Source organism: Vibrio profundi (assembly GCF_043642225.1).
Classification (GTDB): domain Bacteria; phylum Pseudomonadota; class Gammaproteobacteria; order Enterobacterales; family Vibrionaceae; genus Vibrio; species Vibrio profundi_A.
In genome coordinates, this window is sequence record NZ_JBHZSF010000004.1 from 90,232 (window position 1) to 103,514 (window position 13,283).

Here is a 13,283-nt window from a genome sequence, read left to right on the forward strand (position 1 = left end):
AAGTGGCACTTTAGGTGCCACTTTCTTTTTGGATCTTACGCAAGGATTATGCAGATGAAGAAACTGTTCTTTTTCATTGCTATCCCAGTATTTGCTGTTTTGGCTGCTGTGTTGGCACTTGTTTTATTGGTTAACCCTAACCAGTTCAAACCTCTCATCATTGAACAAGCCGCGAAAAATACAGGTTTAGAACTTGTGATCGATGGTGACATCAGCTGGAAGTTTTTTCCATCTCTAGGTTTTGAACTAGGTAAAACCGAATTGAAAAACCCACAAGGGTTCAGCCAACCTAATCTGTTTAAAGTAGATACCGTGGGTGTTGATGTATCGGTAATGCCTTTATTGAGTAGCCAACTTGAGGTAGGTAACGTTACGTTAGATGGTGCTGAGTTTTATTTAGAGACATTGAAAGATGGTTCTAAAAATATTGATGCATTAAGCCAAGGCTCTCAACAGCAAACTACTGACGCTGCCGAGAATACAGCTAAGAGTGAGCCAACTCAGGAGCAAACTACTACCGAGAAAGCGCCTTCTGCTTGGACGATTAATCTCGCAGGGGTAACGGTTTCTAATGCGGCATTAGAGATTCAGGACCACCAAGCTGGCAGTTTTACTAAGTTGCATGATATTTCGTTTAGCTTGTCAGAGTTCGCCATTGAAGAATGGACAACGGCAACCTTCTCCGTAAAGGGAGAAAACAACCAGCAACGTTTTACTGCGGATGGGCAAGCAGACTTCAAATTGGCACAAGGTTTCACCGCATATGAACTGCGTAATATTAACTTTGACGCTACCTTTAACGACCCTTCTACGCAAATTGACTCTGCACAGATTGGCTTAGATGCATTCAAATTCGGCGCAGTAAGTAAGCTTACTTATGCCGTAAAAGGCAACGCGGCTGATCTTAAGCTTGATATGAGCGGTGCAGGTCAACTAACGGTAGACGAAGCTGTGTCTTTGGTAGAGCTTAACGCACTAACACTAGATGCATCCTTTGAAGGAAAATCGCTTCCTCAATCGCCAATGAAGGTCAACATGGCCTCTGACCTTAGCTTTGACTTAACGAAAAGCCATCTCTCATTTGTATTAGAGAAACTGGCATTAAATGCGTTGGAGTTTGATGGTAAAGCTGATGTAACGCTATTGGATATCCCTAAGGTACGATTTGCTCTGCATAGCCCAAATATTGATCTTGATGAGTTCTTAGGATTAGGTGAAGGTGCGTCGACGAATACTGATAGTAAAAAAGAAACAACTTCTGAGTCATCGAAAAAAGGCAGTAACGAGCAGGAAGTAGAACCAGATTTAACAGCGCTAAAGACACTAGACGTTAAAGGTAAGGTTAGCATAGATAAATTCAAGGCAAATAATGCACGCATGCAAAATGTTGTCACTGAGTTTTCTGTTAACCGAGGTGTAGCAGATCTGACTTCATTTAGTTCAAACTTATACGACGGTTCGATTACTGCAACAGCGCGTTTAGATGCTCGCCAAACTCCAGCAACTTATACGGCGAAAAAACGTATTAAAGGTGTCAAAGTCCAGCCGTTGTTGAGTGATGTTGCTGGTAATGATCAACTGGAAGGTACGGGTAATATTGATGTCGACATCAGAGGTAAAAGTTTAACGCCTACTGGCATTAAGAAGAACCTTGTCGGTACGGTTGTCATTAACTTTGAAGATGGGGCGGTAAATGGCATTAATGTCGCTCAATTGATCAGAGAGAATTACGCTAAGATCAAAGGTGAAAAGGTTGAGAGTGCTGATGACGTTCAAAAAACGGACTTTAGCGCAATGAAAGCGACTTTGAAACTCGATAAAGGCTGGGTGTCAACTAATGACCTTTCTATGCAGTCACCTCTATTACGTATTACAGGTACAGGCAAAGCCAATTATATTGATGAAACGGTCGACTTCTTGGTTCGCACTTCCATTGTTGGTTCTTTAGAGGGGCAGGGCGGAAAAGACATCGATGAGCTTAAAGATGTGACCATTCCAATCCAAGTGACAGGAGCCTGGGCGCAGCCTAAGTTTAAGCTAGTGTTTGATGACGTACTTAAACAGAAAGCCAGTAAAGAAATTGATCGTGGATTGAAGAAGCTTGACGAAAAGTTAGGTGACAAAATCAAAGATGAAAAAACTAAAGAAGCCGTGAATGGTTTGCTGAAAGGGCTTTTTAACTAGAGTTAATGAAGCGACATAATAAAGCCCTCGATTGAGGGCTTTATTTTTATGGTGAGTATTAGCGGGTTACCAGTCGACCCCTTGAAGTGCTTTCACCCCAGAATCGAATGCGTGTTTCACATTTTTGACTTCTGAAACGGTATCTGCCATTTCAATTAACGTGCGATGTGCACCTCGTCCTGTGATCAATACAGACTGCATTTTAGGGCGATTATTTAGTACTTCTACCACTTCTTCTAAATCGATGTACCCATAGCTGACCATATAAGTAAGCTCATCGAATAGAATGACATCGATAGATTCATCAGCCAGCATTCTTTTGCATTCTTTCCAGATTCTTTGTGCGGCTTCGATATCGGTGGCTTTGTTTTGGGTTTCCCAGGTAAACCCTGTTCCCATCACTTGAAATTCGACATCTAGCTTTTCGAGTAAGTTACGCTCTCCGTTGTCCCAAGTGCCTTTAACAAACTGAGCAACAGCACATTTCTTACCGTGCCCGACTGCTCTTGCAATGGTGCCAAAACCAGAAGTGGATTTGCCTTTACCGTTACCAGTAATGACAATCAATAACCCTTTTACTTCTTGCGCAGCAGCGATTCTCTCATCTACCTTTGCTTTTACTTTTTGTTGGCGTGCCTTATGGCGTGATTCTTTGTTGTCTTCAGATGACATGAGAGATCCTTATTAAATTTGTAATCGTCGATATGATAGCCTAAGTTGATACTAGCAAAAACCACCGATAAAACAGGTGATTAAATGAAAAAGATATTAGTTGTATGTATGGGGAATATTTGTCGTTCTCCAACCGGAGAGGCTGTATTAAAAGCTCGAGCAAAGCATTTGGGAATCAATATCGCTGTAGACTCCGCAGGCACAATCAGCTTTCATCAAGGTAACCCTCCAGATCGTCGTTCAAAGTTAGCGGCAGAAAAGCGTGGTTATAGCTTTAAAGGTATGACCTCAAGAAAAGTCATCTCGCAAGATTTTGAAGAGTTCGACCTAGTGCTAGCAGCGGACAAGGACAACCTTAGAGACTTACGTCAGCAATGCCCAAAACATCTCCAGCATAAGCTAAAGTTATTCCTTAGTTATGGTAGTTCCGATTATGAAGAGATCCCAGATCCTTATTATGGTGAAGGGGATGGTTTTGAGCTAGTGCTTGACCTGATTGAAGAAGCAAGTGACTCAGTCTTAAACTCTCTATAATAAAAAGGCCGACGTTATGTCGGCCTTTTTAACAGTTTTTGTTATCTAAGTACTTACTTAGACATAACCTTATAAATTGGGTCTTCTGCTACGTTTGCTTCTACTAGGCTTCCAGCTTTGTGCAGCATTGCGACACAGTCTTGGCTCAAGTGGCGTAGGTGAAGCGTTTTACCTTGAGCTGCATAGCGTTCAGCAATCGTATCAATTGCTTCAATAGCCGAGTGGTCTGTTACTCGTGAGTTAGCGAAGTCGACGATAACATCTTGTGGATCTTCAATAGCATCAAACAACTCAAGGAAGTTTGCTGTAGAACCAAAGAAAATTGGGCCGTGAACTTTATACTCTTTTGAGCCTTGCTCATTGATACAAGTGTCAGCGTAGATGTGCTTAGCGTGCTGCCATGCAAACATAAGAGCAGATGCGATAACACCTACGAATACAGCGACTGCTAGGTCTGTCATTACTGTAACAACGGTTACTAGAACGATAACGAAGAAGTCTTGTTTAGGTACGCGACGTGCAAGTTTGAACGTTGCCCATTCGAATGTACCAATTACAACCATAAACATAACACCGACTAGTGCAGCTAGAGGGATCATCTCAATAAGTGCTGAACCGAATAGGATGAACATCAGTAGTGCAACCGCAGCAACGATGCCAGATAGACGACCACGACCACCAGAGTTAACATTGATCATCGATTGGCCGATCATCGCACAACCACCCATCGCACCAAATACTGAACAAGTAACGTTCGCCATACCTTGACCAACACACTCACGGTTTGACTGACCGCGGGTATTTGTCATTTCATCGAGAACCGTTAGAGTTAGAAGTGACTCGATTAGGCCGATCGCTGCAAGAATTACTGCGTAAGGCAGAATGATGTATAGCGTTTCTAGGTTAAACGGTACAGCTGGGATAGAGAATGTTGGTAGAGAGCCCGCGAGCGTTGCTGCTTCGTCACCAGACATGGTGCGCAGGAAGTCAACAACTGTACGAGTTTCCAGATCAAGACCTACAACCAAAGCCGTTACCGTTACGATTGCAACCAATGAAGATGGTACTGCTGTCGTCAGTTTAGGTAGGAAGTGGATGATTGCCATAGTCACCGCTACTAGACCTAACATTAGAGTCATCTGATCGCTTGGCAACCAAGTTAATGCGCCTGTTAGATCTGGTGCTTTGAATTGACCAAGTTGAGCTAAGAAAATAACGATAGCTAAGCCGTTCACGAAACCAATCATTACAGGGTGTGGAACGATGCGAATAAACTTACCAAGTTTGAATACACCAGCTGCAATCTGCAAAATACCTGCAAGCATAATGGCGGCAAATAAGTATTGGACACCATGAGTTGCAACTAGGCTTACCATTACAACGGCCATCGCGCCTGTTGCACCAGAAATCATGCCTGGGCGGCCACCAAAGATTGATGTAATTAAACCTACGATGAATGCTGCGTAAAGACCGACCATAGGGTCTACGCCAGCAACGAATGCGAATGCTACGGCTTCAGGAACTAAAGCAAGTGCTACAGTTAGGCCTGATAGCATGTCATTCTTTACAGAGTGCTTAGAAAATTGTGGGAATTCGAACATTTTTGCTCAGCTATAGTAAAAATGGGTTTACCGACACGTAAGTATTGCCTAACTAAACAGTGATGGAAAAGAGCTGCAATAGTGTTGTGTCGAAAAGATAAGTGCGCGCATGCTACCCAAAAATGTGATTAAGTTCAAGAATGAACCACATTTTGAGCAATATATCTGACGGTCTAATTCAACGGGCAGATACAAAAAGGGCTGCTTATTAAAGCAGCCCTTATCATCAGTATAGCTAGGCCTTAAAGCCTAGCTATTTATTAGTACTGAGGTTTGGTCATCCCAGCACCTGCACTGTTAGTTGCAGCTTGGCTACCTGCACCAATTGCTTCATAACGCTCAGAGCGGAATGGAGCAGCAACTACTTCAATCTCTTTTATCTCTTGAGGGCCAGGAGCACTTGTCATTGGTGCGCTTGCCTGCTTTTTAGCAACAGCAACTTTTTCTTCAGAAACTTCAGCGATAGCTTCAGTGACAACCGGATCTTCAGCAGGTGTTTCTTCTGAAACTTGTGAAGCGGTGTCAATAGGAGCTTCTACTTTCGCTTCTACTACAGGAGCAGGTTCAACAACAGGCTCTGGAACTGCAACTGTCTCTTCACGGCGAATGATTACTTTACCCATTGCCATTTCAGGACACGCAAATCCACCCATAGTGATTGCAGTTTCTTGAGTCTGTGCTTCAACAGCTACTTGCTCAACCGTTTCCTGTGCTTGCTTGTGATGAGGCTTCGCAATGAAACGTGGCATGACTTTACCCATTGCCATTTCAGGAGAAGCTACACCACCTTTACGCAAGCGGAAAGGATTTGGCTTGCGGTCACGACCGCGACGACGACGCTGACCACTTGCACGTAAGTGACGTGGTGAACGGCGGTTACGGCGTTGTTTCGGCTCTTCTTGCTCTGCATTTTCTGCAGTAACTTGAGTTGCTTCAACTTGGTCCGCTACTTTCTTTTCTTGAGTCGCTTTTGCTTCTTGCTCTGATGCAGCATTTTGATCTTTTACGCGAACTTGCTTGTTCAGTTTACGACGTTGACGACGCTCTTTAACTTTCGCAGCTTTCGCTTCAGATTTATCTTTTGCAACTTCTGGTTTATTAGCTTGAGCATCGGCCGCTAGCTGCTGACCTTGTTGAGCTAATTTAGAAGGGGCTTGCTGTTCTTCGCGTTGCTCGTCGCGTTGTTTACCACGACGGTCCTGCTTAGGTTTACGGTTTTGCTGACGATTTTGTTGACGACCTTGTTGCGGTGCGTTTTCATTTTGTTCTTCAGACTTTTCATCACGAGCAGGTTTACGACGACGTTTATTGTCACGGTTTTCGTTACGATCACCACGCTGATTGCGACGACGGCTATCATTGCGGTCACGACGGTTACGATTACTCTGATTACGTTTTTCTTTTGGCTTCTCTTCTACTTTTTCTTCTACTTTCTCTTCTTCAGATGAGCCGAATAAGAAGCTGCCGATAGCTTTAAAGAAACGTCCAATTAAACCAGATTCTTGAGTAGCAGGAGCTGCTTCTGCTTTTGGCTCAGGCGCTTTTGGCGCAGGAGTAGGGGCAGATTGAGCTGGAGCTGCGAACCCTTTAAGAGCAGGCTCTTCAAGTTTCTTAGGCTTGATGTCTACTTCAACAGGTTCTTTGCTTTCTGCTTCTTTTAGTGCGTCTAGTTTCTTCGGTAATAGGTAAGAAAGAAGATCAAACTCTTCACCTTCACGAACACGGATTACTTCAAAGTGAGGTGTTTCCATGTCTGAGTTTGGAACAACAGTGATCTTAACTTTTTGGTTCTTCTCAATGTGGTTAACTGAGCGACGCTTTTCGTTTAGAAGGTATGAGGCAATAGGAACAGGTACTACAGCAAGAACTTGCGCAGTATTGTCTTTTAATGCTTCTTCTTCGATAAGACGTAGAACAGATAGAGCCAGAGATTCGTTATCACGAACAACACCAGTACCTGTACAGCGAGGACAGATGTGGTGGCTTGCTTCTGCAAGAGAAGGGCTCAAGCGTTGACGAGACATCTCTAGTAGACCAAAGCGTGAAATACGGCCAATTTGAACACGAGCACGATCAAGACGAACTGCGTCGCGTAAGCGGCTTTCAACTTCACGTTGGTGACGAACTGGAGTCATATCGATGAAATCGATAACAACTAGACCGCCTAAATCACGTAGACGTAGTTGACGAGCAATCTCGTCAGCCGCTTCTAAGTTTGTGTTTAGGGCTGTTTCTTCAATATCGCCGCCTTTCGTTGCGCGAGCAGAGTTGATATCGATAGAAGTTAGCGCTTCTGTTGGGTCGATTACGATAGAGCCACCAGATGGAAGACGAACTTCGCGTTGGAAAGCAGACTCAATCTGGCTTTCAATCTGGTAATGGCTAAATAGTGGAACTTCACCATCGTATTTCTTAACGCGACTCATGAAATCTGGGCGTACTAACTGAATGTGCGCTTGAGCACGTTCAAAAATAGTGTTGCTGTCGATTAGAATCTCGCCAATATCACGACGTAGGTAGTCACGAATCGCACGAACGATTACGTTACTTTCTTGGTGAATAAGGAAAGGAGCAGCGTTTGAATCTGAAGCTTGCTTGATAGCGCCCCAGTGATTCAAAAGTACGTTTAGATCCCATTCTAATTCTTCTGCGCTTTTGCCGACACCTGCTGTGCGAACAATTAGGCCCATACCTTGAGGTAGCTCAAGTGTGCTTAATGCTGCTTTTAGCTGTGTACGCTCATCACCTTCAATACGACGAGAAATACCGCCAGCTCGAGGGTTATTTGGCATAAGAACTAAGTAACTACCAGCAAGAGAAATAAAAGTCGTTAAAGCAGCACCTTTGCTACCACGTTCTTCTTTTTCAACTTGTACAATTACTTCCTGACCTTCAGTCAGCACTTCTTTAATGCTTGGACGACCTTGGTATGTGTAGCCTTCAGGAAAGTATTCGCGGGCAATTTCTTTAAGAGGGAGGAAACCGTGACGTTCAGCGCCGTAATCGACAAATGCCGCTTCTAGGCTTGGTTCAATTCGAGTGATACGTCCTTTGTAGATATTCGCTTTTTTCGATTCGTGACCAGGACTTTCGATATCAAGATCGAACAGTCGTTGGCCATCGACCAAAGCGACACGCAACTCTTCTTTTTGAGTTGCGTTGATTAACATTCTTTTCATTTATAAATCTCGTTGTCTTTTCTTTTATTTTCATAATTGGCTTGTCGCTTTGATTCGAATCTCGTGGTGCCTGATCCCATGGCTTTATCGGTGCAGCCTCCCGGCTGGAAGGGATGCTCGTGGGCACGTCAGTCATCATAGGCATGTAAACCTATGATCCGCGATGTGGCGGTGAATACTCAACACAAGAAAACGTGAGTAGAGCGACAAGGTAACTTAGTTCATGGTGTCTTACGCCAATTGCAGCACTCTTGATTCTAAGTAATCTACTCATTTATCTGCCTAAGGAGGGTTGATTGTTTAATAAGTAATCAAATCACTTGTAGCAGCTGTGAACTATAGCAGTGGTGGCTATTCACAGCAATCTGCTTTGTGTTAATGGCTCAAAAAAATTGGTTTTTATGTTGGTTTTGATAGGTCTAACTCACTGTCTATCAAATAATTATTCAATACAGAGTTATTTTGTATTGAAACTTGTTCCTTTTTTAGCCGTAGAATCAAACTTATAACTACAATCTCACCCTTGATTCGAGTTTTTGAGGTGTGAATTTTTAAGAATTAGATGAATCGAATAAGCCGCGGGTGATACAATGCAGAGATGAGTGAAATTAGAACGAAAGTCCAATTTGTCGACATAGACGAAGATATGGCTGGTCAGCGTATTGATAATTTCTTACGCAACCAATTGAAAAATATCCCTAAAAGCATGATTTATCGCATTGTGCGTAAAGGCGAAGTTCGCGTTAACAAAAAGCGAATTAAAGCTGAGTACAAGTTGAAGGCGGGAGACTTAGTCAGAATTCCTCCAGTGACCATGCAAGAAACAACAGAAGAAACAGTTCCTAGTACTAAGCTAAATAAAGTTTCTGAACTTGAGCACTGTATTATTTATGAAGATGATCATCTGCTGATCCTTAATAAGCCTTCTGGCACAGCGGTTCATGGCGGTAGTGGCTTAAAGTTTGGTGCGATTGAAGCGCTTCGAGCACTGCGACCGGAAGCGCGTTTTCTTGAATTAGTTCATCGAATTGATAGAGATACATCGGGCATCTTACTCGTTGCTAAAAAGCGCTCGGCACTGCGCCATCTTCAAGCGCAGTTCCGTGAGAAAACGGTCCAAAAATACTATTTTGCATTGGTCATGGGCGAATGGAAGAACAGTTGTAAAGTGGTTAATGCACCGCTGCTTAAAAACGAAGTGAACAGTATTGTTCGAGTTAATCCGAACGGTAAAGCGTCGGAAACTCGTTTTAAGGTATTGGAAAAGTTTAAAGATGCGACGTTAATTCAGGCTAGTCCAATTACAGGTCGTACTCATCAAATTCGCGTTCATACTCAATATACGGGCCACCCAATAGCGTGGGATGATCGCTATGGTGATCGTCGTTTTGATGCTTATACGGGGAAAGTCGGCTTAGATCGCTTGTTCTTACATGCTGCAAATATCAAATTCACACACCCGGGTAGCGAAGAAAAGATGGACATTTCAGCACCAATGGAACAAAGGCTAGAAAAAGCGTTAACTGGTCTTCGTAAGCTTTAAGTTACATAAGAAAGTATGAATTTTCAATAATTTAGGCTGGACTACTTTGTCTTGTTCATTAAAAGGTTGACGAATACCGTCAACCTTTTTTTCGTTTTTCCCGCTAAAGAACGTCCATTCCCTGTTCTTCTAGCATATCGATCAATTCGATCAGAGGTAAGCCAACAAGCGTATTTGGATCTTTACCTTCCATGCGCTCGAATAGGGCGATACCCAACCCTTCACATTTAAAGCTCCCTGCACAAAAGAATGGTTGCTCTTTATCAACATAAGATTCGATTTTCTGTTGCGTCAGCTGACGAAAATGTACCGTGAACGTATCAACACGAGTATTTGCTTGTTGAGCTTGATTGTCCCAAACCGATAGGCCGGTATAGAAGGTGATGCTTTTCCCGCTTTGGCGAGTTAACTGCTCAATCGCTTTTTCACGTGTATGTGGTTTACCGACTATTTCCCCATCAATAACGCAAACTTGGTCAGAACCGATTACTAAGCTCGGCTCCTGAATTGTGCATGATTTGGCTTTGTTTTCGGCCAGGCGCATGACCAATTGTTGAGGTGTTTCATTACGAAAAGGGGTTTCATCACAGTCTGGTTTAGCTGTAATGAAGTTTAACTGCAGTTTTTTAAGGATCTCTTGCCTAAATGGCGAAGTAGAAGCTAAAACTAGTTGGTAATTTTTCATTTTAATTTACAATTCACTGAAGCATTTGCCACAGGATATATGAACTTATCCTGATGTTCATAATGCTCTGTACGGGAAAGGTAAAAAAGTAGAACTTTTTTGCCATTTCCTTTGACTAAACCCAATTTGGAAGATAATATTCGCGCCCTATGCAAAAGGTAAAAATACCGCGAACGGTTGATCCCGCAAAAACCGCTCAGAAACGACTTGATATTAATGGCATCATTCAAATCAGTCTTTTCAAGCGTTTAAGCGAAGCAACTGAAGGCGTAAAACGTGACGCGCAAGTCTCATTGTCATTTGGGCTTGATGAACAACGACTAGTCGTTATCTCTGGTAAAGCTAACGTCGAAGTTGATTTAGAGTGTCAACGTTGTAATGAGGTTTTCGCACAAGAGTGCGATGTCGAATTTACTTATACTCCTGTTTACAGTGAGAAAAGTGAAGAAGAAGCACCGGAAGAGTACGATTTGGTAGATCTGAACGAGTACGGTGAATTAGACCTGATTCAATTAGTTGAAGACGAGTTCATCCTTGGATTGCCTCAAGTAGCAATGCACGACGAAGCGGACTGTAACGTTAACTCAAATAACTTGGTGTTTGGTGAACTTCCTGAAGAAATTGAGGAAGATAAGAAACCGAATCCATTTGATGTTTTAAAAAGCTTAAAGAAGTAACTGCTTCTTTAAGAATTTACATAGGAGTAGGGTCAATGGCCGTACAAAAGAGCAAGAAATCACGTTCAATGCGTGGCATGCGTCGTTCACACGATGCGCTAACTACAGCTGCACTTTCTGTAGACGCAACTTCAGGTGAAACTCACCTACGTCACAACGTGACTGCTGAAGGTTACTACCGTGGCAAAAAGGTTATCAACAAGTAAGGTTGACCTTTGCAAAATATAACCGTTGCGCTTGATGCAATGGGCGGAGACTTCGGTCCTCGTGTTACAGTGCCTGCCGCCGTGCAGGCACTGTCGTATTTCCCAGAGCTAAAAGTTATCTTATTAGGTGATCAAAAAGCGATCACATCTCAATTATCCTCATTAGGTCGAATGCCTGATTCTCGTTTGAGTGTCCGCCATTGTGACCATGTAATCTCGAATTCAGAAAAACCTTCATTGGCCTTGCGTAATAGCCAAGGCAGCTCAATGCGCGAAGCTATCGATTGTGTCGCTAACTCTAGCGCTGACGCTTGTGTGAGCGGAGGCAACACTGGTGCATTGATGGCACTATCTCGTTTTCGTCTAAAACTCTTACCCGGTATTGATCGTCCCGCATTAGTCTCTGCGTTGCCTACGGCTTCAGCCAAGAAAACTTGGATGCTAGATTTAGGGGCTAATGTTTCTAGTGATGCGGACTCGCTTTTCCAATTTGCAGTCATGGGCAGTGCATTAGCCGAGCAACATCTAGGCCGCCCACCTCGTGTCGCTATTTTGAACATTGGCGCAGAAGAAATTAAGGGTAACGATTTAGTTAAGCGATGTGCCGAAATGCTTGCACAATCCCAATCAGTTCACTTTATTGGCTATATTGAAGGTAACCAATTGCTGCAAGATGCAGCTGATGTGGTGGTTTGTGATGGTTTTGTAGGCAATGTGTGCCTAAAGGCATGCGAAGGTACCGCTCAGCTCTTTATTGATAAACTAAAAACAAGCATGATGGCTTCAACAATAAAGGGTTGGATTGCTAGAAAATTATTTTCTGAGCTATTTACCGAATTAAAAACATTGAACCCCGACCAGTATAACGGCGCAAGTTTGCTAGGATTGCGCGGCATTGTCATTAAAAGTCATGGAAGTGCTGATGTGTCTGCGGTCGTCAATGCAATTGGCGAGGCAGTGCACGAGGTCAAACGACAAGTACCCAGCCGTATTAGCGATCGTTTGGAAGCGGTTTTACTCGAGAGGCATTATTAGTCTTCATGTATAGCAAAATTTTAGGTACTGGCAGCTACTTGCCAACTCAAGTGCGTACAAACGCTGACTTAGAGAAAATGGTAGATACAAGTGACGAGTGGATCGTTGCTCGAACAGGAATTAAAGAGCGTCGTATTGCTGCAGACAACGAGACTGTCGCGGATATGGCGTACTATGCAGCTGAAAATGCGATCGAAATGGCCGGGATTGATAAAAACGATATCGATCTAATTATTGTTGCGACCACAAGCAGTAGCCATACATTTCCATCATCAGCATGTCAGGTACAAGGCAAGCTGGGCATAAAAGGTTGTCCTGCGTTCGACCTTGCCGCTGCGTGTTCTGGCTTTGTGTATGCGCTGTCAGTGGCAGACCAGCACATTAAATCTGGTATGTGCAAAAATGTACTTGTGATTGGTGCTGATGCGTTATCAAAGACGTGTGACCCTACAGACCGTTCTACCATTATTCTATTTGGTGATGCTGCAGGAGCGGTGGTTGTAGGCGCAAGCGAAGAACCGGGTATTTTGTCTACTCATATTTACTCTGATGGTAAATTTGGTGAGCTACTTAGCTTAGAAGTACCAGAGCGTGGCGGTGATGCCGATAAATGGCTGCATATGGCTGGTAATGAAGTATTTAAAGTTGCAGTGACTCAGCTTTCTAAGTTAGTTAAAGATACGCTTGCAGCTAATGATATGGATAAGTCTGAGCTAGATTGGTTAGTACCTCATCAAGCTAACTACCGTATTATTTCAGCTACGGCCAAAAAGCTTACTATGTCGCTTGATCAGGTGGTGATTACCCTTGATAAGCACGGTAACACGTCGGCAGCGACGGTACCGACGGCATTAGATGAAGCGGTTCGTGATGGACGAATTAAACGCGGGCAGACGCTTCTTCTTGAAGCGTTTGGTGGCGGATTCACTTGGGGCTCGGCTTTAGTCAAGTTCTAATCTAAGAAGAA

The 13,283-nt window shown here is 43.4% G+C and carries 11 protein-coding genes; 7 read left to right on the plus strand and 4 right to left on the minus strand.

The annotated features are described in order from the left end of the window. Positions 1-54 precede the first annotated feature (54 nt). Positions 55-2,184: an AsmA family protein gene (locus tag ACHUFI_RS08760; RefSeq protein WP_394248239.1), complete on the plus strand. Its 2,130-nt coding sequence runs from the start codon at positions 55-57 to the stop codon at positions 2,182-2,184. Positions 2,185-2,250: 66 nt separating this feature from the next. On the opposite strand, the gene cobO is transcribed toward ACHUFI_RS08760, so the two are convergent. Then, a complete protein-coding gene (gene cobO / locus ACHUFI_RS08765) occupies positions 2,251-2,856 on the minus strand; it encodes a cob(I)yrinic acid a,c-diamide adenosyltransferase (RefSeq protein ID WP_394248241.1) in 606 nt (201 codons plus the stop codon). Positions 2,857-2,940: 84 nt separating this feature from the next. Between cobO and ACHUFI_RS08770 the strand changes: the two genes are divergently transcribed. Continuing rightward, positions 2,941-3,390 carry a low molecular weight protein-tyrosine-phosphatase gene (locus tag ACHUFI_RS08770; protein WP_394248243.1) on the plus strand — a complete coding sequence of 150 codons (450 nt, stop codon included), beginning with the start codon at positions 2,941-2,943 and terminating at the stop codon, positions 3,388-3,390. A 53-nt stretch (positions 3,391-3,443) separates the two neighbouring features. Here the strand turns inward: ACHUFI_RS08770 and ACHUFI_RS08775 are convergent, their stop codons facing one another. Both ACHUFI_RS08775 and rne read right to left on the minus strand, forming a co-directional pair. Continuing rightward, positions 3,444-4,991, minus strand: a complete 1,548-nt coding sequence (locus tag ACHUFI_RS08775) for a SulP family inorganic anion transporter (protein ID WP_394248245.1) — start codon at positions 4,989-4,991, stop codon at positions 3,444-3,446. 260 nt (positions 4,992-5,251) lie between these two features. Continuing rightward, positions 5,252-8,170 carry a ribonuclease E gene (gene rne, locus ACHUFI_RS08780; protein WP_394248247.1) on the minus strand — a complete coding sequence of 973 codons (2,919 nt, stop codon included), beginning with the start codon at positions 8,168-8,170 and terminating at the stop codon, positions 5,252-5,254. A 598-nt stretch (positions 8,171-8,768) separates the two neighbouring features. Between rne and rluC the strand changes: the two genes are divergently transcribed. Further along, a complete protein-coding gene (rluC, locus tag ACHUFI_RS08785) occupies positions 8,769-9,713 on the plus strand; it encodes a 23S rRNA pseudouridine(955/2504/2580) synthase RluC (RefSeq protein WP_394248249.1) in 945 nt (314 codons plus the stop codon). A 103-nt stretch (positions 9,714-9,816) separates the two neighbouring features. Here rluC and ACHUFI_RS08790 read toward each other — a convergent pair whose 3' ends face one another. Further along, the gene (locus ACHUFI_RS08790) at positions 9,817-10,398 is read right to left on the minus strand and encodes a Maf family protein (protein ID WP_394248251.1); all 582 of its coding nucleotides are present in this window, start codon (positions 10,396-10,398) and stop codon (positions 9,817-9,819) included. Between the two features lie 149 nt (positions 10,399-10,547). On the opposite strand from ACHUFI_RS08790, the gene yceD reads away from it, so the two are divergent. The 4 genes from yceD to ACHUFI_RS08810 are packed head-to-tail and all read left to right on the plus strand — an operon-like array spanning position 10,548 to position 13,272. After that, on the plus strand, positions 10,548-11,075 hold the full coding sequence (gene yceD / locus ACHUFI_RS08795; protein ID WP_394248253.1) for a 23S rRNA accumulation protein YceD: 528 nt from the start codon (positions 10,548-10,550) through the stop codon (positions 11,073-11,075). Positions 11,076-11,110: 35 nt separating this feature from the next. Then, the gene (gene rpmF / locus ACHUFI_RS08800) at positions 11,111-11,281 is read left to right on the plus strand and encodes a 50S ribosomal protein L32 (protein WP_004414666.1); all 171 of its coding nucleotides are present in this window, start codon (positions 11,111-11,113) and stop codon (positions 11,279-11,281) included. A 9-nt stretch (positions 11,282-11,290) separates the two neighbouring features. Beyond that, positions 11,291-12,316 carry a phosphate acyltransferase PlsX gene (plsX, locus tag ACHUFI_RS08805; RefSeq protein WP_394248255.1) on the plus strand — a complete coding sequence of 342 codons (1,026 nt, stop codon included), beginning with the start codon at positions 11,291-11,293 and terminating at the stop codon, positions 12,314-12,316. A gap of 5 nt (positions 12,317-12,321) precedes the next feature. Continuing rightward, a complete protein-coding gene (locus ACHUFI_RS08810; protein ID WP_394248257.1) occupies positions 12,322-13,272 on the plus strand; it encodes a beta-ketoacyl-ACP synthase III in 951 nt (316 codons plus the stop codon). Positions 13,273-13,283: the final 11 nt, after the last annotated feature.

Excerpts from the sequence above, each read along its gene's own strand:
- ACHUFI_RS08775 (WP_394248245.1), bottom strand. The coding sequence starts at position 4,991 with ATGTTCGAATTCCCACAATTTTCTAAGCACTCTGTAAAGAATGACATG.
- cobO (WP_394248241.1), bottom strand. The coding sequence starts at position 2,856 with ATGTCATCTGAAGACAACAAAGAATCACGCCATAAGGCACGCCAACAA.
- rluC (WP_394248249.1), top strand. The coding sequence starts at position 8,769 with ATGAGTGAAATTAGAACGAAAGTCCAATTTGTCGACATAGACGAAGAT.
- rpmF (WP_004414666.1), top strand. The coding sequence starts at position 11,111 with ATGGCCGTACAAAAGAGCAAGAAATCACGTTCAATGCGTGGCATGCGT.
- ACHUFI_RS08790 (WP_394248251.1), bottom strand. The coding sequence starts at position 10,398 with ATGAAAAATTACCAACTAGTTTTAGCTTCTACTTCGCCATTTAGGCAA.
- rne (WP_394248247.1), bottom strand. The coding sequence starts at position 8,170 with ATGAAAAGAATGTTAATCAACGCAACTCAAAAAGAAGAGTTGCGTGTC.
- ACHUFI_RS08770 (WP_394248243.1), top strand. The coding sequence starts at position 2,941 with ATGAAAAAGATATTAGTTGTATGTATGGGGAATATTTGTCGTTCTCCA.
- ACHUFI_RS08760 (WP_394248239.1), top strand. The coding sequence starts at position 55 with ATGAAGAAACTGTTCTTTTTCATTGCTATCCCAGTATTTGCTGTTTTG.
- yceD (WP_394248253.1), top strand. The coding sequence starts at position 10,548 with ATGCAAAAGGTAAAAATACCGCGAACGGTTGATCCCGCAAAAACCGCT.
- ACHUFI_RS08810 (WP_394248257.1), top strand. The coding sequence starts at position 12,322 with ATGTATAGCAAAATTTTAGGTACTGGCAGCTACTTGCCAACTCAAGTG.